Source organism: Knoellia sp. Soil729 (assembly GCF_001427985.1).
Classification (GTDB): domain Bacteria; phylum Actinomycetota; class Actinomycetes; order Actinomycetales; family Dermatophilaceae; genus Knoellia.
On the sequence record NZ_LMSA01000003.1, the window covers coordinates 203,005 to 221,623 of the forward strand.

Below are 18,619 nucleotides of genomic sequence, written 5' to 3' on the forward strand. Positions count from 1 at the left end.
GGCACGCTCGCGTCAACTAGGGTTCCCGTCATGAGTGATGTGCTGGCGCTGGCGGGCGTGAGCGTCGTCCGTGGCGGCGCGACACTGCTCGACGAGGTCGACTGGGAGGTCGAGGAGGGGCAACGCTGGGTCATCCTCGGCCCCAACGGTGCCGGCAAGACGACGCTGCTCCAGCTGGCCTCGGGCCGCATGCACCCGACCCGCGGTGTCGCCGGGGTCCTCGGTGAGGTCCTCGGGGCGGTCGACGTCTTCGAGCTCCGCCCACGCATCGGGCTGGCCTCCGCGTCCCTGGCCGAGCGCATCCCGGGCAGCGAGCGGGTCGCCGACGTCGTGGTCACGGCGTCCTACGGCGTCGTGGGCCGGTGGCGCGAGAGCTATGACGTCCTGGACCACGCGCGCGCCGCCGAGCTGCTCGATGCCCTCGGCGCGGGTCACCTGGGCGACCGCACCTACGGCACCCTGTCCGAGGGTGAGCGGAAGCGGGTCCAGATCGCGCGGGCGCTGATGACCGACCCCGAGCTCATGCTGCTCGACGAGCCGGCCGCCGGGCTCGACCTCGGTGGCCGCGAGGACCTCGTCGCACGACTGGGCGCCATCGCGGGGGACGTGACCGCCCCGGCGCTCATCCTCGTCACGCACCACGTCGAGGAGATCCCCCCCAACTTCACCGACGTCCTGCTGCTGCGCGAGGGCCGCGTCGTCGCGCAGGGACCGATCGAGATCACCCTCACGGGCGAGAACCTCAGTGAGACGTTCGGGCTCCCACTCGAGCTCGAGCAGCGCGGGTCGCGGTATGCCGCATGGTCGCGATGACCATCCGGTGACGGACACGTTGTCGGGCATGGGATCGTTGACCTGACAGAGGCCGTCGAGGACGACGGCACGAAAGGGGAGTGTCATGGACTGGCTCACCGACAACCCGTGGGTTGCCTGGCTGGGGGTCGCGCTCATCCTGGCCGCGATCGAGGCGGCCACGGTCGACTTCGTCTTCGTCATGCTCGCCGGAGGAGCCCTCGCCGGCGGCCTCGCAGCCGGCCTGGGTGGCAACGCAGCGGTTCAGGTCGTCGTCGCGATCGCCGTGGCAGCGTTGCTGCTCTTCGTCGTGCGACCTCTCGTCAAGCGCAAGTTCACCGAGGGGGAGCTCGACAACACCATCGGGGTGGCCAGCCTGGTGGGCAGGGAGGCCCGTGTCCTCCAGACGGTCACCGACACCGACGGACGCATCAAGCTCGCGGGCGAGACCTGGTCGGCCCGGGTCGCCGAGGGCGCCGAGACGCTGCGCCCCGGCGATGACGCGCGGGTCATCGCCATCCATGGTGCGACGGCCATCGTCGCGGCCGACCGCCACTGACCAGCTCCACCCACAACGTTCGTCAACGCTCACCGAAACCAAGGGGAAATCATGGTTGAACTCATCGTCCTGGGGCTGCTGCTGCTCTTTGCCGTCATCGTCATCGTCCGCACCGTGCGGATCGTGCCGCAGCAGACCGCGCTCATCATCGAGCGCCTCGGCCGCTACCACGCGACCCTCGAGGGCGGTATCCACTTCCTCGTGCCCTTCGTGGACAAGGTGCGCGCCAACATCGACCTGCGCGAACAGGTCGTCTCGTTCCCGCCGCAGCCGGTCATCACCAGCGACAACCTCGTCGTCAGCATCGACACGGTCATCTACTACGCGGTCATCGAGCCCAAGTCCGCGGTCTACGAGATCGCGAACTTCATCCAGGGCATCGAGCAGCTCACCGTCACCACCTTGCGCAACGTCATCGGCTCGCTCGACCTCGAGCAGACCCTGACCAGCCGTGACCAGATCAACGCGCAGCTGCGCGGAGTCCTCGACGAGGCCACCGGCAAGTGGGGGATCCGCGTCAACCGCGTCGAGCTCAAGGCGATCGACCCGCCCATGTCGATCCAGGAGTCGATGGAGAAGCAGATGAAGGCCGAGCGTGAGCGTCGCGCCATCATCCTCACCGCCGAGGGCGCGAAGCAGTCCAACATCCTCACGGCCGAGGGTGAGAAGCAGAGCCAGATCCTGCGCGCGGAGGGCTCGGCCCAGGCCCGCGTCCTGGAGGCCCAGGGGCAGGCCCGCGCCATCCAGCAGGTCTTCGACGCCATCCACCGCGGGAAGCCCACCCAGAAGCTCCTCGCCTACCAGTACCTCCAGGTGCTGCCGCAGATCGCCCGCGGCGACTCCAACAAGATGTGGATCATCCCCAGCGAGCTCACCGACGCCCTCAAGGGGATCGGCGGCGCCCTGGGGCGCGGCGAGGGCGGCGGCGGCTTCGACGACAGTGACACCGAGGCCTGGGAGCCCAGCGAGGACCTGTCGACGCCGTTCGACGACACGGTGCTCGCCGACCCGGCTCAGGCACTGGCCGAGGCCCGCGGCGAGGCCGGCGAGGCCTCCCGCGAGGCCAAGGACCACGCCGCGCCTGCGGCCAGCCAGCAGCCGCCGCTGGCACCGCCCGCAGACGCCGTCCCGCCTCGCGAGAGCTGAGGTGGGCGCCGCCGAGGCAGCGCTGATCTTCGCCGCCGGTGTCGTCGCCGGCACGATCAACACGGTCGTCGGGTCGGGAACCCTCGTGACGTTCCCGACCCTGCTCTTCTTCGGGTACGCGCCCGTGATGGCCAACGTCTCCAACAGCGTCGGGCTCGTGGCCGGCGGCCTCACCGGTTCGTGGGGCTACCGGCACGAGCTCGGCGGCCTCAGGGGCACCTTGCTGCGCTGGGCGCCGATGTCGCTGCTCGGCGGCATCGTCGGGGCGGTGCTGCTGCTCAAGCTCGACCCTGCTGCCTTCCAGGCGATCGTGCCGGCCCTCATCGCGCTCGGGGTCCTGCTGGTGGCGGTCGGGCCCAGGCTGACCGCATGGTCGGCCGCTCGCCGGGGTGACGCTGCAGCCACCGCCCTCGGCGAGCACTCGGCCCGGCGTGCCGCCGTCCTGATGTTCTGCGTCTTCGCCACGGCCGTCTATGGCGGCTACTTCGGTGCGGCCCAGGGCGTCATCCTCATGGGGGTGCTCACCACGCTCACGAGCGAGTCGCTGCAGAGCCTCAACGGCATCAAGAACGTCCTGGCCACCATCGTCAACCTGGTGGCCGCCGTGACGTTCTTCCTCGTGGCCCCCGAGGAGATCAACTGGCAGATCGCCGGGCTGATCGCGGCGGGCTCGCTGCTCGGAGGGCTCATCGGTGCCCGCGTGGGTCGACGACTGCCTCCGAACGTCCTGCGCGCCGTCATCATCGTCATCGGGACGGTCGCGATCGTGCGGATGCTCTGGTTCTCGTGACCGGCGTCTAGCCTCTCCTCGTGCCCACCCGGATCACCGACCCGAGCGACGACCGCGTCCGCGACTACGTCTCCCTGACCGACGTGGCGCTGCGACGGCGCACCGAGCCCGAGCGCGGCCTCTACATCGCCGAGTCCGAGAAGGTCATCAGGCGAGCACTCGCCGCCGGCCACCGCCCGAGGTCCTACCTCATGGCCGAGCGCTGGCTCACCGACCTCGGTGACCTCGTCGCGGACGCGGAACGAGACGGCATACCCGTCTTCGTGGCCGACCACGACGTCATCGAGGGCTTCACGGGGTTCCACCTGCACCGTGGCGCCCTGGCGTCGATGCAGCGACCCGACCTGCGACCGGTGGACGAGGTCGTCGCGGACGCTCGGCGCGTCCTCGTCATCGAGGACGTCGTCGACCACACCAACGTGGGTGCGATCTTCCGGAGTGCGGCCGGCCTCGGGGTGGGCGCGGTCCTCGTGACTCCTCGCTGCGCCGACCCGCTCTACCGGCGTGCGATCAGGGTGTCCATGGGCACCGTGTTCCAGGTGCCGTGGACGCGCATCGACCCCTGGCCGGCGGGCATGGACCTGTTGCGGGAGAACGGGTTCCGTGTGGCAGCCCTCGCGCTGTCGGAGGGCGCAGTGAGCCTGGACGCCTTGGCCGCCGACCCGCCGGAGCGCCTGGCGCTCGTGCTCGGCACCGAGGGGGACGGCCTCAGCCGGCGCACGGTCCAGGGTGCCGACGTCGTCGTCACGATCCCGATGGCCGGGGGAGTGGACTCGCTCAACGTCGCCGCGGCGGGCGCGGTGGCCGCCTGGGCCCTGCGCCCCCGCTGACCTGCAGTTCCCGCTGGCGCATGTCGTTCTCGCTCGTGCATGGCGCTGCAACGGCATGCCTCAGCGACAACGACATGCACGGTGCCGACGGAAGGGTGACGTCAGAGACCTACGCGACTGTTCATCATCAACGGACCAGTCGCTCCAGCAGCGCCTGCAGCTCCGACTCCGGATCCTCCGCCGTCCCGCCATGGACACCGGAGGGCTGGATGACCGTGCTGCGCGGAGCGCTGAGCCAGCCGAAGCGCTTGCCGGGGGTCGCCAGGCGCGGACGCCCACCACCGTCGGTGCCCGCGCACACGTCGTCGACGACGGCGAGCGAGGCGGTCACGGCCTCGATGTCCAGGTCGGGTGCGAAGGCCCGCAGCCGGTCGGTGTCGACGTGGCAGGCCGCTCGCAGGAAGCCGGCCGACTGGGAGAAGAGCACGACGCCGACGTTGAGGCACTCACCGCGGTCGACGCGCGGGACGCACCTGAGGACGACGTACTGGTAGGGGTGGCTCATGACGCGGCCTCCCACCAGGCGCTGGCGTTCTCGAGGCGCCGAGTGAGGTGCTCGACGTAGGCGTGGCGCACGGCCTCTGTGTCCTCGAGGCCGGGTGCCGGCTCGAGCCACTCGTCGGGCACGAGGGCCACCACCTCGGTCAGCACCTCCGGCGTGAGGACGGCGGTGGCACGGTCGTGGGCAGCGGCGAGGTCCCCGGCGACGTCACCGAGCACGTGCTCGGAGGAGTCGAACGGCTGGGACGCGAAACGCGACGCATCAGGCCCCCGCGACGGCCACGAGTGGTGGAACCAGATGGCCGCCCCGTGGTCGATCGCCCACACCTTGCGGTGCCAGACGAGGAGGTTGGGGTTGGACCACGTGCGGTCGACGTTGGCCGTGAACGCGTCGAGCCAGACGATGTCGGCGGCCTCGTGCGGACTGGGCGGCCGCGAGCCGTCGTAGCCGAAGGACCCGGGGAGGAAGTCCACAGCGAGGTTGTCTCCCGGGCTGGCGTTGAGCAGGTCCTGGACCTCTTCGTCGGCCTCGTAGCGCGCGATGGCAGTAGGCATGTCGATGACGGCCATCTCGGGGATACGGATGCCGAGCCGCCGGGCGAGCTCCCCGACGATGACCTCGGCGACGAGGACCTTGAGCCCCTGTCCGGCTCCACGGAACTTCACGACGTAGGTGCCGTCGTCGGACGCCTCGACGATCCCGGGCAGCGACCCGCCCTCGCGCAGGGGCGTGACGAACCTCGTCGCGGTGATGTGGGGGAGCACGGTCACAGGCTACGTGAGGGGCTAGGGTCGGGGCGGACGTCGACCCGAGGAGATGCATGAGCACCACGCAAGGGCGGCTGCTCGGCGGCCGCTACCGACTGGGTGCACCGTTGGGGCGGGGCGGCATGGCCGTCGTCTGGCGGGCCGAGGACGAGATGCTCGGTCGTGAGGTGGCCGTCAAGACGCTCGACCTCACCGGGCCGGACAGTGACAACGCCGGCGAACGCTTCCGCCGCGAGGCACGCGCCACCGCGATGCTCAACCATCCGCACATCGTCACCGTCTATGACACGGGCGTCGAGGACCAGACCGCCTTCCTCGTCATGGAGCTGCTGCCCGGACCCACGCTCGGTGAGGAGGTGCGCGACTCCGGCCCGCTGCCCGTCGACGAGGTGCGCACCATCGGCTATGAGGTGGCCGGCGCGCTGCAGGCAGCGCACGACGCCGGCATCGTGCACCGCGACATCAAGCCGGCCAACATCTCGTATGCCGCCGACGGCACCGTGAAGGTCCTCGACTTCGGCATCACCCAGATCGTCGACGAGGCGCTGGGGCACCACCAGCTGACGATGACGGACACGATCGTCGGCACGGCCGAGTACCTCGCGCCCGAGCAGGCGACCGGGCAGCGGGTCGACGCCAGGGCCGACCTCTACGCCCTCGGCTGCGTGCTCACCACCCTGCTCACCGGCAAGCCGCCCTTCACCGCAAACACCCCGGTCGCGATCCTGATGAAGCACGCCCACGACGTCCCGGCGGACGTGCGCGGCGCAAGGCCGGAGACGCCTGCGGACCTCGCCGCCCTCGTCGCTGCGCTGCTCGCCAAGGACCCCGTTGACCGACCACAGTCGGGGCGGGAGGTTGCCGACCTGCTGCGCTCGCACCGTGCACCGGCCCTGACCGAGGTGCTGCCCGCCGCGGCTGTGGCGACCCCGCCCACTGCAGTGGCACCCCGACCGGACGAGTGGCAGGGGCCGGCATACGAGACGTCTGAACCGGTGCGGGAGCCGCGCCGCTCGCGTGCCTGGCTCTGGCTGCTCCTTCTCGGGGCAGCCCTGGCTGCTGCGGGGATATACCTCGCCCTGCAGGACCGTGACGGCACGCCGGACACGCCGGCGAACACCCCGGTGGACACGCCGACCTCGCAGGTCTCGCAGTCACCCTCCGACACCCCTGCGCCCCAGCCCTCCACACCGGCACCGAGGCCCTCGACACCGAAATCCACCACCACGGTGACCGAGCAGACAACACCCACGACGAGCCCGACTGCGGCGTCGACTCCGCCCGACACGGCCCAGCCGGTCACCGACGCCAGCGCGGCCCTGGGGGATGCCGTCAAGAGCCTCTCGCCGGACGACCTCAGCCCCGACGTCGCCAAGACCGTCCAGGCGCTGCTGCGGGACGTCGACAAGGACGTACGCAAGGGCGACGCACAGGGGGTCAGGTCGAAGGTGGACGACATCGAGTCCGAGCTCACGAAGGCCGCGGAGGAGGAGAAGCTGTCCGGGCCCGGCCGGGCTCAGCTCGATGGTCCGCTCGCCGATCTCCAGGACGCGGCCGCCGCCTTCACCGCCTGACCCAGCCACCGCGGGGCACCCCACACAGGAGGCAGCCCGACCTCGGCGGGGGCCTGGCGGCCACCAGTTCCTGAGACAGGTCAGGGGACGATGAGGGCGACCGCAGCCACCCCGCTTGCGACGAGGACCGCCACGTCGAACCGGGCCTGGCTGATCCGTGCGATGGTCCAGTAGCCCAGAAGTCCACCCCCGAGCACGGCGGGTGCGAGGAGGACGGCCCTCTGAGCGTCAGCCCAGCTCATCAGGCCGAGAGCGATGGAGAAGGGAAGCTTCGTGATGTTGATGATGAGGAAGAACCATGCGTTGGTCCCGACGAACCGGCGTTTGTCGATCCCGGACGCCGAGAGGTAAAGGGCCATGACAGCGCCGGCCGCGTTGGCCGTCATCGTGGCAAAGCCCGAGGCCGTTCCTGCGGACCATGCCGCAGCGGGTCGGTGGTGGGCGGACGACACGGTGGCCCCCACACGTGTCCTGACCCACACCTGCAGAATGACCAGGATCAGAAGGACGACACCGATCGAGCGCCGCAGCACGGTGTCGTCGACGCTCCGCAGGAACAGGGCGCCCAGGACCAGCCCCGGAATCACGGCAGGCAGGAGGCGGCGGATGAGGGCCCAGTCGGCATCCCGCCGGTAGTGCCAGCACGCGACGACGTCGCCGACCAGGAGGACGGCGAGGATCGCCGCCGTGGACTCCTTGGTCGGCATGATGCTCGCAAAGATTGCGACTGCGACGACCGCAAGACCACCGAGGGCGGTCTTGCTGAACCCGATGATGAACGCGGCCAGCACCATCAGCCCCACGACCAGCACCCCGCACACCCCTTGTCCTGTCACGATATGTGGATTCGAGGTCCCATCATGTGGCCGCCAACCTTTCCCGCGCCACGGTGGCGCGCCGGTGCGGCCATGGACGCGTACCACGGGCCCCAAGCACCCTGGTGAAGAACTACGACGTGCTTCCTGAGCAACTGGTCGAGGATGCGACCATCGACCGGGAGGAGCGGTCGTCATGCCGAGCAGCCCAAGGATCACGGCGGGTATCACAGAAGGGTCAGACGAGCGGCAACAAGAAGCGCCCCGAGCTCCTGACCTGCAGGAACTCGGGGCGCACTCTGTGTCCGAGGGGGGACTTGAACCCCCACCCTCTATACGAGGACTAGCACCTCAAGCTAGCGCGTCTGCCATTTCCGCCACCCGGACGAGGTGGCTGCAAGGCCTCGCGAAGCGGTGCCTGCAACGTGCCGGAACTTTACACGGCATACCGGTCCATCGAGAAATCGGTCCCCGGCTCACGGGGAACGGGGCTCCGGCACCCGCTCCGTGAACCGAATGACCCGTCGGTCCAGGCGCCTCATGTCCTCGGTGTCGACCGTGTGGTCCGCGCTGATCCGCATCCCCAGCTGCTTGTCAGGAACTCCGCGCGCCAGCAGACCGCGCACGGCGCGGGCTGCGGCTTCCGCGTCGCCGTCCAGGGTTGCGAGCATCGGGTGGCTTCGCCCCCGGTGGTGTACGAGGACCTGGGCGCCACCGGCGAAGTTCGCGCGCCACGGAGCGGGGGTGAGGACGAAGGGCGTCCCGTCCAGCTCGCGCCAGATCACGGGGACCCGGTAGTCGCGACCGGTGCGTCGGCCAGTGAACTGCAGCAGTGCCAAACCTGCGGCTCCGCGGCCCAGTGGAGTGCGGAGCGCCCAGCGCAGCGTCGGGTTCAGCAACCGCAGCAGTGTCGGCGGCGGCAGCACATCGACGACAGGAGCACTCATGGCTGGCTCGGCAGCGCCACGACCTCTGCCACGGCAGCGTTGACATCACCAGCACCTGGGTCGACCGGCTCGAGGTAGAACCGTGCCCAGCCGATGCGCTCGTGACCGACACCGAAGATGACGACCCCACGCATCAGGTGCAGGCTTCCGTCGGACCGTGTGCCGCGCATCTCCCACTCCGACCACACGTCACTGCCAGTGACCGACGTGCGGAGCACCTCAGCGCAGAGGTCGGGCATCTCCTCGAACATCGTGCGCCAGTTGGCCCGGACCTGGGCCCTTCCCGCAAACCCTCGAGCCGGGTGGACCGGTGTCTCGTTGCGGTAGTCCTCGGAGAAGCAGTCGACGAGGGTGTCGAGGTCGTGCGCCACGACGGAGGCGCAGAGCCGGGAGATGAGCTGCTCGCCCATGTCCATCACCTGGATTCGTTCAAAACGGCTAGAATGAATTCAGTATGAACGTCCATGACACCGGGGTCAATGCCTCGCGACGATACGACGCGACCCGCCGTCGCGAGCGTTCCGATGCCCGCAGGGAAGCCACGCTCGACGTCGCTGAGCGTCTGTTCCTGCGTGACGGCTACGGACCCACGACGGTGGCATCGATCGCGCGCGAGGCGCAGGTCTCGCCGGCCACGGTCTACAAGTGCTACGAGGGCAAGGTCGGTCTCCTGCGTGCCCTGTGTCAGCGAGCGCTGCGGGGTTCCGGCGTGACCCCGGCCGAGGAACGCTCGGACGCCCTGCACGCCGGTGGCAGCGTGGTCGAGGTTCTCGAAGGCTGGCAGCAGCTCGTCGTCGAGGTGGCACCGCGCATCCTGCCCTTGCTCATCGTGCTCAACGACGCCGCAGCCGCCCACCCAGATGCCCGCGAGCTGCGCGACGAGGTGGCGGGACAGCGGCTCGCAAGGATGGCGGACAACGCCCGCGCGCTTGCTGACGCCCAGCACCTTGCCGCGCACGTGTCCGTGGAGGAGGCACGGGACGTTCTCTGGCTCGCCACGTCGCCGGAGACCTACGACCTGCTGGTCCGACAACGCGGCTGGTCGATCGAGAGGTACAGCTCCCAGGTGACCCGCATGGTGCGGTCCTTGCTCTTGTTCGAGGAGCGGGGACGACGGGTCACCTAGTCTGGAAGGCATGACGCAGACCACGAAGAGCCGCCCCGAGGACGAGGTCGTCGGCATCTGCCAGGACCTCATCCGGATCGACACGTCCAACTACGGTGACGGCTCCGGCCCCGGGGAGCGGGTGGCGGCGGACCACGTCGCTGAGCTCTTCCGTGAGGTGGGCCTGGATCCCGAGATCGTCGAGTCCGACCCCGGTCGCGCCTCCGTCGTCGTGCGCATCCCGGGCCGCGACCGTGAGCGGGGAGCCCTGTGCATCCACGGCCACCTGGACGTCGTGCCGGCCGACGCCAAGGACTGGGAGGTCGACCCCTTCTCGGGTCTCGAGAAGGACGGGTGCATCTGGGGCCGGGGCGCCGTCGACATGAAGGACATGGACGCCATGGTCATCGCGTGCGTCCGACACATCGCCCGTGAGGGCATCGTCCCGCCCCGCGACCTCGTCATCGCGATGTTCGCCGACGAGGAGGCCGGGGGAGTCAAGGGGTCGCATTACCTCGTCGAGGCCCGCCCAGACCTGTTCGAGGGTGTCACCGAGGCGATCAGCGAGGTCGGTGGCTACAGCGTCACCGTGCCCACGGCCGACGGTGGGGAGAAGCGGGCCTACCTCTTGCAGACGGCCGAGAAGGGCATCGCCTGGATCCGCCTCACCGCCACCGGTCGCGCCGGGCACGGCTCGGTGCCCAACGACGAGAACCCCATCGCGCGACTCGCCGAGGCCATCAGCCGGCTTGCCGCCCACAAGTGGCCCCGCGAGTACATCCCGTCCGTGCGCACGCTCCTCGACGGCCTGAGCGAGCTCACCGGCGTGAGCTACTCCGACGAGGACGCCGAGGACCTCCTCGAGCACCTCGGCGGCGCCCAGGGCTTCGTCCGAGGAACGCTCCAGGACACGAGCAACGTGACGATGCTCGACGCGGGCTACAAGCACAACGTCATCCCGCAGCACGCCAGCGCCAACGTCGACTGCCGCTTCCTGCCCGGTCATGAGGACGACCTCATGCAGACCCTGAAGGACCTCGTCGGCGAGCACGTCGAGATCGAGGTCCTGCACCGGGACATTGCTCTGGACTCGCCCTTCGAGGGGCCGCTCGTGGAGGCGATGGTGGCGGCCCTCAAGGCGGAGGACCCGGAGGCGGAGGTCCTGCCCTACTGCCTGTCGGGGGGTACCGACAACAAGGCGCTCTCCCTGCTCGGGATCACCGGCTACGGCTTCGCGCCGCTGCGCCTTCCGGCCGACCTGGACTTCGCCCCGATGTTCCACGGCATCAACGAACGGGTGCCGGTCGAGTCGCTGCGCTTCGGTGCCCGCGTGCTGCAACGGCTGATCGAGACCAGCTGAGGGGTCAGGACGCGCGGCGGGCGCGGATGATCCTGCGGCGCAACCAGGTTCGCGTCACGCCACCGATGTAGATGCGGGTCCGGTGCAGCTCCCAGTGGCCGTACTCCGCGTGCTCGGTGAGCTCGCGGCGGATGTCGCCCCGGCGGGTCTCGCGTCCGAACGACAGGACCCGATACTCATATTCGACCATCGACCCATTGTGGAGCATGAGGCGCTACCGTTCTGGACTATGAGCGCCGACCCGCGAGCCGCCCTGTCCCTCCTCGTCTCCGCCTTCGAACGTCACCTCGAGTCCTGCGCCGGCCGGCGCGGTGACGACGACCCCCAGGTGGCCGCCGCCTACGACGACCTGCTCGACGCCTTCGAGACCTATGACAACGCCCTCTACGAGGCCTTCGGCGAGATGACGCCGCTGGACGTCTACACGGGTGACGACGGCGACGACGACGACGAGGATGAGGACGGCGACGGGGGTGACGAGGACCTCGACGATGACGACGACGACGACGATGGCGTCTACGCCGGCCTCGACGACGAGGACTTCGACGACGAGTCCGACCACACCGCCTCCGGCTCCGGGCCCGACGCCACCTCCGGCAGCCCGGACACGCGGGGGCGCTGAGCCACCTCGGTGCCGTTCGAGCCGGGCGCCGCGACTACGGTTGGCGCCATGCGACTTGCGGTGAACCTGGGCTACATGGGCCTGTCTTCGAGCCAGGACATGCTCACGCTCGCGGCCGAGGCCGACCGCCTCGGCTACGACTCGGCCTGGGTGGCGGAGGCCTACGGCAGCGACACGGTGAGCTTCCTTGCCTGGATCGGTGCCACCACCGAGCGGATCGGGTTGGGCGCAGCCGTCATGCAGATCCCGGCCCGCACCCCCGCCATGACGGCGATGACCGCCGCGACGCTGGACCACCTCTCCGCGGGGCGTTTCCGCCTCGGCCTCGGTGTCTCCGGACCCCAGGTCAGCGAGGGCTGGCACGGGGTGCGGTTCGGCAAGCCTCTGGGCCGCACGCGCGAGTACGTCGCGATCGTCCGTCAGGCGCTGGCGCGCCAGCGAGTCGAGTATGCCGGGGAGCACTTCACGTTGCCCCTGCCCGACGGTCCCGGCAAGGCTCTCAAGCTGACCATCGCCCCGACCCAGGAGCACCTGCCCATCTACCTGGCTGCGGTGGGACCCAAGAACCTCGAGCTCACCGGGGAGATCGCGGACGGTTGGCTCGCGATCTTCTTCTCACCCGAGCACTCCGGCGACATCATCGCCTCCATCGCGACGGGACGCCGGGCGGCGGGCAAGGGCACGGAAGACAACCCCTTGGCCGGCTTCGACATCGTGCCCACCGTGCCGGTCGTCGTCACCGAGGACGTCGAGGCGGGCGCTGCGGCGGTGGCCGCCTACTCCGCGCTCTACATCGGGGGCATGGGGTCGAGGGAGAAGAACTTCTACAACCAGCTCGCCTGCCGCATGGGCTTCGAGGCGGAGGCTGCGCGCGTCCAGGAGCTGTTCCTCGCCGGGCAGCACAGGGACGCCGCTGCGGCCGTGCCCTTCGAGTTCATCGACGCGACCGCACTTCTCGGCTCGCCCGAGCGGATCGGTGAGCGCATCGGCCGCTATGCCGAGGCCGGGGTCACCACCCTGGGTGTGTCACCCTTCGCGCCGACCATCGAGGGGCGGCTCGAGACCCTGCGTGTCATGTCCGAGCTCGTCCCGTCCACCACCGAGGAAGCCCCCACCACGTGATCCCCGCCGTCGACCTCCCAGTCGCGCTCAGCTACGTCCAGTCCGTCGTCCTCGGCATCGTCGAGGGCCTCACCGAGTACCTCCCGGTCTCGTCCACGGGCCACCTCACGATCACCGAGAAGCTCCTCGGACTGCCCGTGGACGCGGACGCGATCACGGCATACACGGCCTTGATCCAGATCGGCGCGATCCTCGCGACGTTCACCTACTTCGGCAGGAAGATCCTCCGCCTCCTCCTCGCCTGGGTGGGGGGCCTGCGCAGCGCGCCGGCACGCGAGCACCACGACTACCAGCTCGCCTGGGCCGTCATCGTCGGGTCGGTCCCGGTCGTGGTCGTCGCGCTCCTGCTCAAGGACCTCATCTCGGGTCCGTTGCGCAGCCTGTGGGTCGTGGCCGGTGCGCTCATCCTCTGGAGCGCGGTGATGTGGGTCGCCGAGCGGCGCCACGACGTCCTGGCCAAGGCGGGCGCGCAACGTGGAGAGGACGCCCTGACCATCAGGGACGGTCTCGTCATCGGGCTCGTGCAGTGCTTCTCGCTCATCCCCGGCGTCTCGCGCTCCGGGGCCACGATCTCGGCCGGCCTCATGCGCGGCATCGACCGGGTGACCTCGACCGAGCTGTCCTTCTTCCTGGCGATCCCAGCGCTCACCGGTGCCGGCATCTACGAGACGCTGGGCAACCTCGAGGGCCTGAAGACCCTCGGAGTCGGTCCGATCCTCACCGGCATCGTCGTGGCCTTCATCGTGGCCTACGCATCGATCGCGTGGCTGCTGAGGTTCGTCCAGAGCAACTCGCTCCTGTGGTTCATCGTCTACCGCGTCGTCCTCGGTGCCTTCATGTTCCTGGCGCTCGGCGCCGGCTGGATCACCGCGACCTGACGCGGAGCCCGAGCACGGTCAGAGCCACTTCACCCTCTTGAAGGTCAGGTACAGCTCCAGGCAGGCGGATGCCATGAGCGCGACCGCGACGAAGTAGCCGTAGTGCCAGTGCAGCTCGGGCATGTTGTCGAAGTTCATCCCATAGATGCCGGCGATCATCGTGGGCACCGCCGCGATGGCAACCCACGCCGAGATCTTGCGCATGTCGGAGTTCTGCTGCACCGAGATCTTGGCGAGGTTGGCGCTGAGGACATCGGTCAGCAACCGGTCGTAGGACTCGATGCGGTCGGCGACGAAGTGCAGGTGGTCGTCGACGTCACGGAACTGCAGCCGCAGCTCGTCGGACGTCACCGGGGACCGGGGGCTCGTGTGGAGCATCTGCACCGGCGTGATGAGGGGAGTGATCGCCCGTCGGAACTCGAGCACCTCGCGCTTGAGGCGATAGATCGCCTCCGAGGAGACGAGCCCGTCGGAGAAGACGGCCTCCTCGATCTCGTCCACGTCGCGGGCGACCTCGACGTCGATGCGGCGGTACTCGTCGACGACGCGGTCGATGATGGCGTGCAGCGCGGCCATCGGGCCGAGTGCCAGCTTCTCCGGCTGGTCCTCGAGCGCTTTGCGAACGCCTGCCAACGGGCTGAGCTCGCCGCGCCGGATGGTGAGCACGAAGTGCTCGCCGACGTGGACCATGAGCTCGCCGGTCTCGATGTCCGAGGTGGCCTCGATGTAGCTCAGCGTCTTGAGGACGACGAAGATGCTGTTGCCGTAGAGCTCGATCTTGGCGCGTTGGCGCCCGTTGACGGCGTCCTCGATGGCGAGGGGGTGCAGCTCGAGACCGAGCTCGCTGTCGACGAGCTCGAGCTCCTCCATCGACGGGTCCTTGAGGCCGATCCAGAGGAAGTCGGTGTGGGTGCCCTCGGCCCTCAACGCGTCGAGCTCGTCGCTGAGGTCGCCGCACGACCCCCGCTTGCCGTCCCGATACAGAGCCTTGTCGATGATCACCGGCCCATCCTTGCCTACAGTGGACGCCGTGGCTCTGCTCCTGCTCGTGCGACACGGACACTCGACCGCCAACGCCGACGCCGTCCTCGCGGGATGGTCCGAGGGGGTGGGCCTGACCGACCGCGGCCGCACCGACGTGGGCCGGCTGGCCTCCCGGCTGACCGACGCCGGCACCGACGTGGCACGCCTGGTCACGAGCCCGCTGCAGCGCTGCCGCGAGACGGCCAGCCTGCTCCTGCCCGGCGCGAGCGCCGAGGTGGTCGACGACCTGGGGGAGTGCCACTACGGCGCGTGGACGGGGCGGCCGATCGCCGAGCTCGTCTCGGAGCCGTTGTGGCGCACCGTGCAGGACGACCCCTCGACGGCGCGCTTCCCGGACAGCGAGCACTACGCCGCCGAGTCGCTGGCCGAGATGGCCGAACGCATCACCTCGACGGTCCGCCGCATCGACGCCGAGGTCGAGGCCGAGCGCGGACCGGACGCCGTGTGGGTGGCGGTGAGCCACGGTGACCCGATCAAGGCGGTCCTGGCCGACGCGATGGGAGCAGGCCTTGCCGGCCTGCAGCGGGTCCACGTGGATCCCGCGTCCGTGTCGGTCGTCCGGTGGTCGGGAGGCCGGTCGATGGTGATGGCGGTGAACTCGTCCGGGGGAGCCATCAGGACGCACCAGGGCGCAGCCAAGGATGTGCCCGCCGGCGACAACACCATCGGCGGAGGCACCGGCTAGAGTTCTTGTTGCAAACAATGAGCAACAAGCCGCACAGCCAGGAGGGTCACCGGTGCACGTTCCCGACGGGTTCCTCGACGCACCCACGTCGATGGCGACCGCCGTCGTGGCCGCGGCAGGCGTCGGCCTGGCGCTGAGCCGGGCCCGCCGTGAGCTCGACGACCGCACCGCCCCCTTGGCCGGACTGGTGGCCGTCTTCGTCTTCGCGGCGCAGCTGCTCAACTTCCCGGTGGGAGCGGGCACCTCGGGTCACCTCCTGGGTGGCACGCTCGCCGCCGTGCTCGTCGGACCGTGGACCGCGACCCTGTGCCTCACCGTCGTGCTGACCGTGCAGGCGCTGCTCTTCGCCGACGGCGGGATCACGGCGCTGGGAACCAACATCACGCTCATGGGTCTCGTGGGGGTGTGGGCCGGCTGGGCTGTCTTCACCTCCCTGCGCCGTCTGGTCCGGTCGCGAGGGCTCGCCGCGGTGCCCGCGCTCGCGGGCGTGGCGGCCTTCGCCTCCGTCCCGGTGGCCGCCCTGGCCTTCACCCTGCTGTATGCCGTGGGTGGACGTGCACCGATCCCGCTCGGGGAGCTCGTGGCTGCCATGGTGGGCTGGCACACGCTCATCGGCCTGGGTGAGGGGTTCATCACCTTCCTTGCCGTGGGCAGCATCATCGCCACGCGCCCAGACCTGGTGCACGGAGCCCGGAGCCTGGTCCATGCCAGAGCACTGGAGATCCGGACGGACGCTCGCGCATGAACCCATCGCCCCGCGTCCACGTCTCCACGAAGCGACTCGTCCTCATCGGACTCGGCGTCTGCCTGCTGCTGGCCACGGTCGTGTCGTTCTGGGCCTCGAGCCACCCGGACGGGCTCGAGTTCGTCGCCCACCGCCTCGGCTTCACCGACTCCGCCGGGCAGCACGCCAGCTCCGACTCGCCGTTCGCCGGCTACGGCACCGCCGGGGTCCACGACGCCCGGCTCTCCGGAGGGCTGGCAGGGCTCGTCGGGGTCCTCGTCGTGGCGGTTCTCGCCTTCGGCCTGATGCACCTGCTTCGCCGTCGCGGCCCCCGCGACGACGCCTGAGGTGGGAGCCGGCCTCGGGTCGCACCTCCACATCGAGGGTGACTCGCTCGTGCACCGTCTGCCGGCGCACGTCAAGCTCGTCGCGCTGGTGAGCTTCATCCTGCTGGTGGTGGCGCTGCCTCGTGAGGCACACCTGGCGCGGGTCGCCATGCTCCTGACCGCCCTCGCCGTCGTGGGCCTCACCCGGGTCCGGTGGCGCCACGTCCTCGCCCGACTCGTCGTCGAGACGCCGTTCGTGGTCTTTGCGCTCGTCCTGCCGTTCGTGGCGACCGGCCCGACCCGCGAGGTGGGTCCGTTCACGGTGTCGCACGATGGTGTGGCGGCGAGCATCGTGCTGCTGCTCACGGCGACCACGAGCTGCCTCATGGCGATCGCGTTCGCGACGACCACGTCGAGCCGCGACCTCGTGCGGGCGCTGCAGCACCTCCACGTCCCGGACCGCCTCGTGCAGATCCTGGCGTTCATGGTGCGATACCTCGGTGTCGTCGGATCGCAGTCGCAGCGCATGAAGGTCGCTCGCGAGTCCCGGGGTTTCGCACCCCGGTCGCTCGGCGGCTGGCCCGTCATCGCGTCGAGCGCGGGTGCGCTCTTCATCCGCAGCTACGAGCGCGGTGAGCGGGTCCACCTCGCGATGATGTCTCGCGGCTACGACGGCCGCATGCCCGTCACCGACCCGCTCGAGGCCGACCGCCGTGACTGGGCGCGTGGCCTGGCACCGACCGTGCTCGCCCTCCTCGCCCTCGTCTGGGTCCACGCCGCATGACCACCCCGGTCCTCGACGTGCGCGGCCTGGCCTTTGCGTATCCCGACGGTCACCAGGCGCTGTTCGGTGTCGACCTCCATGTGCACCGGGGGGAGCGGGTCGCCCTGCTCGGGCCCAACGGGGCAGGCAAGACCACCCTCGTGCTCCACCTCAACGGCATCCTCGAGGCGGGTGCCGGCTCGGTCTCGGTCTCCGGGATGCCGGTCGTGCGCGAGAACCACCTCGAGGTCCGCCGCCGGGTCGGCATCGTCTTCCAGGACCCCGACGACCAGCTGTTCATGCCGACCGTGCGCGACGACGTGGCGTTCGGGCCGGCCAACCTCGGTCTGCGTGGGGAGGCTCTCGAGGCCCGGATCGCCAAGGCGCTCGAGGCCGTGGCCATGGGCGAGTTCGCCGACCGGGCTCCGCACCACCTCTCCTTCGGCCAGCGGCGCCGTGTCGCGATCGCCTCGGTCCTCGCCATGGAGCCCGAGATCCTCGTGCTCGACGAGCCGTCGTCCAACCTCGACCCCACCTCGCGGCGTGAGCTGGGCGAGCTGATCCAGTCGCTCGACGTCACCGTGCTCATGGTGACGCACGACCTGCCCTTCGCCCTCCAGCTGTGCGAGCGGTCGGTCATCCTGTCCGACGGCGTCGTCGCTGCGGACGGTCCCACCCGCGCGATCCTCGACGACGTCGGCCTCCTCCGGGCCCACCGCCTCGAGCTCCCGTGGGGCTTCACGGGTTAGTCTGCGGCCATGGCGATCAGTGACTTCGACCCGCCAGAGCGCTTTGTCGCCGGCACCGTCGGCCCGCCCGGGGGTCGCACCTTCTTCCTGCAGGCCCGGGGCGGGGGCCGGCTCGTGTCCGTGTCGATCGAGAAGGTCCAGGTGAGCATCCTCGCCGACCGCATCTCGGACCTGCTCGACACCGTCGGCGGGCCGGAGGGCTCCGACGCCGTGGCGGAGCACCATGCCGACACCGAGGCCCTCGAGACACCGATCGAGGACGAGTTCCGCGTCGACACCGTCAGCCTGGCGTGGGACGAGGACCGCAGCAGCATCGTCATCGAGTGCCACGACCGCGACCCCGAGGAGGACGAGCCGGCCGACACCGTGCGCGTGGTGCTCGACCCCACGCTGGCCCGGGCCTTCGCCCGGCGCTGCCAGGCCCTCGTCGCCGCCGGCCGACCCCCGTGTCCCTTCTGTGGTCAGGCCCTGGACCCCGAGGGCCACATCTGCCCGCGTTCCAACGGTTACAAGCGCTGA

The 18,619-nt window shown here is 70.0% G+C and carries 24 protein-coding genes and 1 tRNA gene; 17 read left to right on the forward strand and 8 right to left on the reverse strand.

The window, feature by feature from the left end; translation table 11 throughout:
* Window positions 1-30: 30 nt before the first annotated feature.
* The 5 genes from ASG74_RS12695 (at window position 31) to ASG74_RS12715 (ending at window position 4,117) form a co-directional block, all read left to right on the forward strand.
* Window positions 31-813, forward strand: a complete 783-nt coding sequence (locus ASG74_RS12695) for an ABC transporter ATP-binding protein (RefSeq protein WP_056144054.1) — start codon at window positions 31-33, stop codon at window positions 811-813.
* A gap of 85 nt (window positions 814-898) precedes the next feature.
* Window positions 899-1,351, forward strand: a complete 453-nt coding sequence (locus ASG74_RS12700) for an NfeD family protein (protein ID WP_056144058.1) — start codon at window positions 899-901, stop codon at window positions 1,349-1,351.
* 51 nt (window positions 1,352-1,402) lie between these two features.
* Window positions 1,403-2,497 carry an SPFH domain-containing protein gene (locus ASG74_RS12705; protein WP_056144061.1) on the forward strand — a complete coding sequence of 365 codons (1,095 nt, stop codon included), beginning with the start codon at window positions 1,403-1,405 and terminating at the stop codon, window positions 2,495-2,497.
* Between the two features lies 1 nt (window position 2,498).
* The gene (locus ASG74_RS12710; RefSeq protein ID WP_056144064.1) at window positions 2,499-3,287 is read left to right on the forward strand and encodes a sulfite exporter TauE/SafE family protein; all 789 of its coding nucleotides are present in this window, start codon (window positions 2,499-2,501) and stop codon (window positions 3,285-3,287) included.
* A gap of 20 nt (window positions 3,288-3,307) precedes the next feature.
* Window positions 3,308-4,117 (forward strand): TrmH family RNA methyltransferase, encoded by an 810-nt coding sequence (locus tag ASG74_RS12715; protein WP_056144067.1) that lies wholly within the window; start codon window positions 3,308-3,310, stop codon window positions 4,115-4,117.
* A gap of 127 nt (window positions 4,118-4,244) precedes the next feature.
* Here ASG74_RS12715 and ASG74_RS12720 read toward each other — a convergent pair whose 3' ends face one another.
* A complete protein-coding gene (locus ASG74_RS12720) occupies window positions 4,245-4,622 on the reverse strand; it encodes a DUF3037 domain-containing protein (protein WP_056144070.1) in 378 nt (125 codons plus the stop codon).
* Window positions 4,619-5,383, reverse strand: a complete 765-nt coding sequence (locus ASG74_RS12725; RefSeq protein ID WP_056144760.1) for a HipA family kinase — start codon at window positions 5,381-5,383, stop codon at window positions 4,619-4,621. Before ASG74_RS12725 ends, ASG74_RS12720 begins: the two co-directional genes overlap by 4 nt.
* Window positions 5,384-5,439: 56 nt before the next feature.
* Here ASG74_RS12725 and ASG74_RS12730 point away from each other — a divergent pair, with 56 nt between their 5' ends.
* Entirely contained in the window at window positions 5,440-6,960 is a 1,521-nt protein-coding gene (locus ASG74_RS12730; RefSeq protein ID WP_056144073.1) for a serine/threonine-protein kinase, read from the forward strand.
* A gap of 80 nt (window positions 6,961-7,040) precedes the next feature.
* On the opposite strand, the gene ASG74_RS12735 is transcribed toward ASG74_RS12730, so the two are convergent.
* The 4 genes from ASG74_RS12735 to ASG74_RS12750 all read right to left on the reverse strand — a co-directional run bounded on the left by ASG74_RS12735 (window position 7,041) and on the right by ASG74_RS12750 (window position 9,132).
* A complete protein-coding gene (locus ASG74_RS12735; protein WP_056144763.1) occupies window positions 7,041-7,754 on the reverse strand; it encodes a sulfite exporter TauE/SafE family protein in 714 nt (237 codons plus the stop codon).
* Window positions 7,755-8,077: 323 nt separating this feature from the next.
* Window positions 8,078-8,162 (reverse strand) — tRNA-Leu (locus tag ASG74_RS12740).
* 89 nt (window positions 8,163-8,251) lie between these two features.
* The gene (locus ASG74_RS12745; protein WP_056144076.1) at window positions 8,252-8,722 is read right to left on the reverse strand and encodes a hypothetical protein; all 471 of its coding nucleotides are present in this window, start codon (window positions 8,720-8,722) and stop codon (window positions 8,252-8,254) included.
* Window positions 8,719-9,132, reverse strand: a complete 414-nt coding sequence (locus ASG74_RS12750; RefSeq protein WP_235498944.1) for a nuclear transport factor 2 family protein — start codon at window positions 9,130-9,132, stop codon at window positions 8,719-8,721. Before ASG74_RS12750 ends, ASG74_RS12745 begins: the two co-directional genes overlap by 4 nt.
* Window positions 9,133-9,176: 44 nt before the next feature.
* On the opposite strand from ASG74_RS12750, the gene ASG74_RS12755 reads away from it, so the two are divergent.
* Entirely contained in the window at window positions 9,177-9,848 is a 672-nt protein-coding gene (locus ASG74_RS12755) for a TetR/AcrR family transcriptional regulator (protein ID WP_056144081.1), read from the forward strand.
* A gap of 10 nt (window positions 9,849-9,858) precedes the next feature.
* On the forward strand, window positions 9,859-11,187 hold the full coding sequence (locus ASG74_RS12760; protein WP_056144084.1) for a M20/M25/M40 family metallo-hydrolase: 1,329 nt from the start codon (window positions 9,859-9,861) through the stop codon (window positions 11,185-11,187).
* Between the two features lie 4 nt (window positions 11,188-11,191).
* On the opposite strand, the gene ASG74_RS12765 is transcribed toward ASG74_RS12760, so the two are convergent.
* Window positions 11,192-11,377 (reverse strand): DUF5703 family protein, encoded by a 186-nt coding sequence (locus ASG74_RS12765; RefSeq protein WP_056144765.1) that lies wholly within the window; start codon window positions 11,375-11,377, stop codon window positions 11,192-11,194.
* A 39-nt stretch (window positions 11,378-11,416) separates the two neighbouring features.
* Between ASG74_RS12765 and ASG74_RS12770 the strand changes: the two genes are divergently transcribed.
* The 3 genes from ASG74_RS12770 to ASG74_RS12780 are packed head-to-tail and all read left to right on the forward strand — an operon-like array spanning window position 11,417 to window position 13,809.
* Entirely contained in the window at window positions 11,417-11,809 is a 393-nt protein-coding gene (locus tag ASG74_RS12770) for a hypothetical protein (RefSeq protein ID WP_056144087.1), read from the forward strand.
* 48 nt (window positions 11,810-11,857) lie between these two features.
* Window positions 11,858-12,931 carry an LLM class F420-dependent oxidoreductase gene (locus ASG74_RS12775; RefSeq protein WP_056144089.1) on the forward strand — a complete coding sequence of 358 codons (1,074 nt, stop codon included), beginning with the start codon at window positions 11,858-11,860 and terminating at the stop codon, window positions 12,929-12,931.
* Window positions 12,928-13,809: an undecaprenyl-diphosphate phosphatase gene (locus ASG74_RS12780; RefSeq protein ID WP_056144092.1), complete on the forward strand. Its 882-nt coding sequence runs from the start codon at window positions 12,928-12,930 to the stop codon at window positions 13,807-13,809. The genes ASG74_RS12775 and ASG74_RS12780 overlap by 4 nt, the downstream gene beginning before the upstream one ends.
* An 18-nt stretch (window positions 13,810-13,827) precedes the next feature.
* Here ASG74_RS12780 and ASG74_RS12785 read toward each other — a convergent pair whose 3' ends face one another.
* Complete coding sequence (locus ASG74_RS12785) at window positions 13,828-14,811, reverse strand: magnesium and cobalt transport protein CorA (RefSeq protein WP_056144095.1); 984 nt, start codon at window positions 14,809-14,811, stop codon at window positions 13,828-13,830.
* A 28-nt stretch (window positions 14,812-14,839) separates the two neighbouring features.
* Between ASG74_RS12785 and ASG74_RS12790 the strand changes: the two genes are divergently transcribed.
* Genes ASG74_RS12790 through ASG74_RS12815 form a run of 6 tightly spaced genes read left to right on the forward strand, consistent with a single transcriptional unit; the run spans window position 14,840 to window position 18,619 of the window.
* On the forward strand, window positions 14,840-15,538 hold the full coding sequence (locus ASG74_RS12790) for an MSMEG_4193 family putative phosphomutase (protein WP_235498945.1): 699 nt from the start codon (window positions 14,840-14,842) through the stop codon (window positions 15,536-15,538).
* 52 nt (window positions 15,539-15,590) lie between these two features.
* Window positions 15,591-16,283, forward strand: a complete 693-nt coding sequence (locus tag ASG74_RS12795; protein WP_056144102.1) for an energy-coupling factor ABC transporter permease — start codon at window positions 15,591-15,593, stop codon at window positions 16,281-16,283.
* On the forward strand, window positions 16,280-16,609 hold the full coding sequence (locus ASG74_RS12800) for a PDGLE domain-containing protein (RefSeq protein WP_056144104.1): 330 nt from the start codon (window positions 16,280-16,282) through the stop codon (window positions 16,607-16,609). The genes ASG74_RS12795 and ASG74_RS12800 overlap by 4 nt, the downstream gene beginning before the upstream one ends.
* Window positions 16,610-16,658: 49 nt before the next feature.
* Window positions 16,659-17,372: a cobalt ECF transporter T component CbiQ gene (cbiQ, locus tag ASG74_RS12805; protein ID WP_235498947.1), complete on the forward strand. Its 714-nt coding sequence runs from the start codon at window positions 16,659-16,661 to the stop codon at window positions 17,370-17,372.
* Window positions 17,369-18,100, forward strand: coding sequence for an energy-coupling factor ABC transporter ATP-binding protein (locus tag ASG74_RS12810; protein ID WP_056144117.1), 732 nt, complete (start codon window positions 17,369-17,371; stop codon window positions 18,098-18,100). The genes cbiQ and ASG74_RS12810 overlap by 4 nt, the downstream gene beginning before the upstream one ends.
* A 9-nt stretch (window positions 18,101-18,109) precedes the next feature.
* Window positions 18,110-18,619 carry a DUF3090 domain-containing protein gene (locus ASG74_RS12815; protein ID WP_056144120.1) on the forward strand — a complete coding sequence of 170 codons (510 nt, stop codon included), beginning with the start codon at window positions 18,110-18,112 and terminating at the stop codon, window positions 18,617-18,619.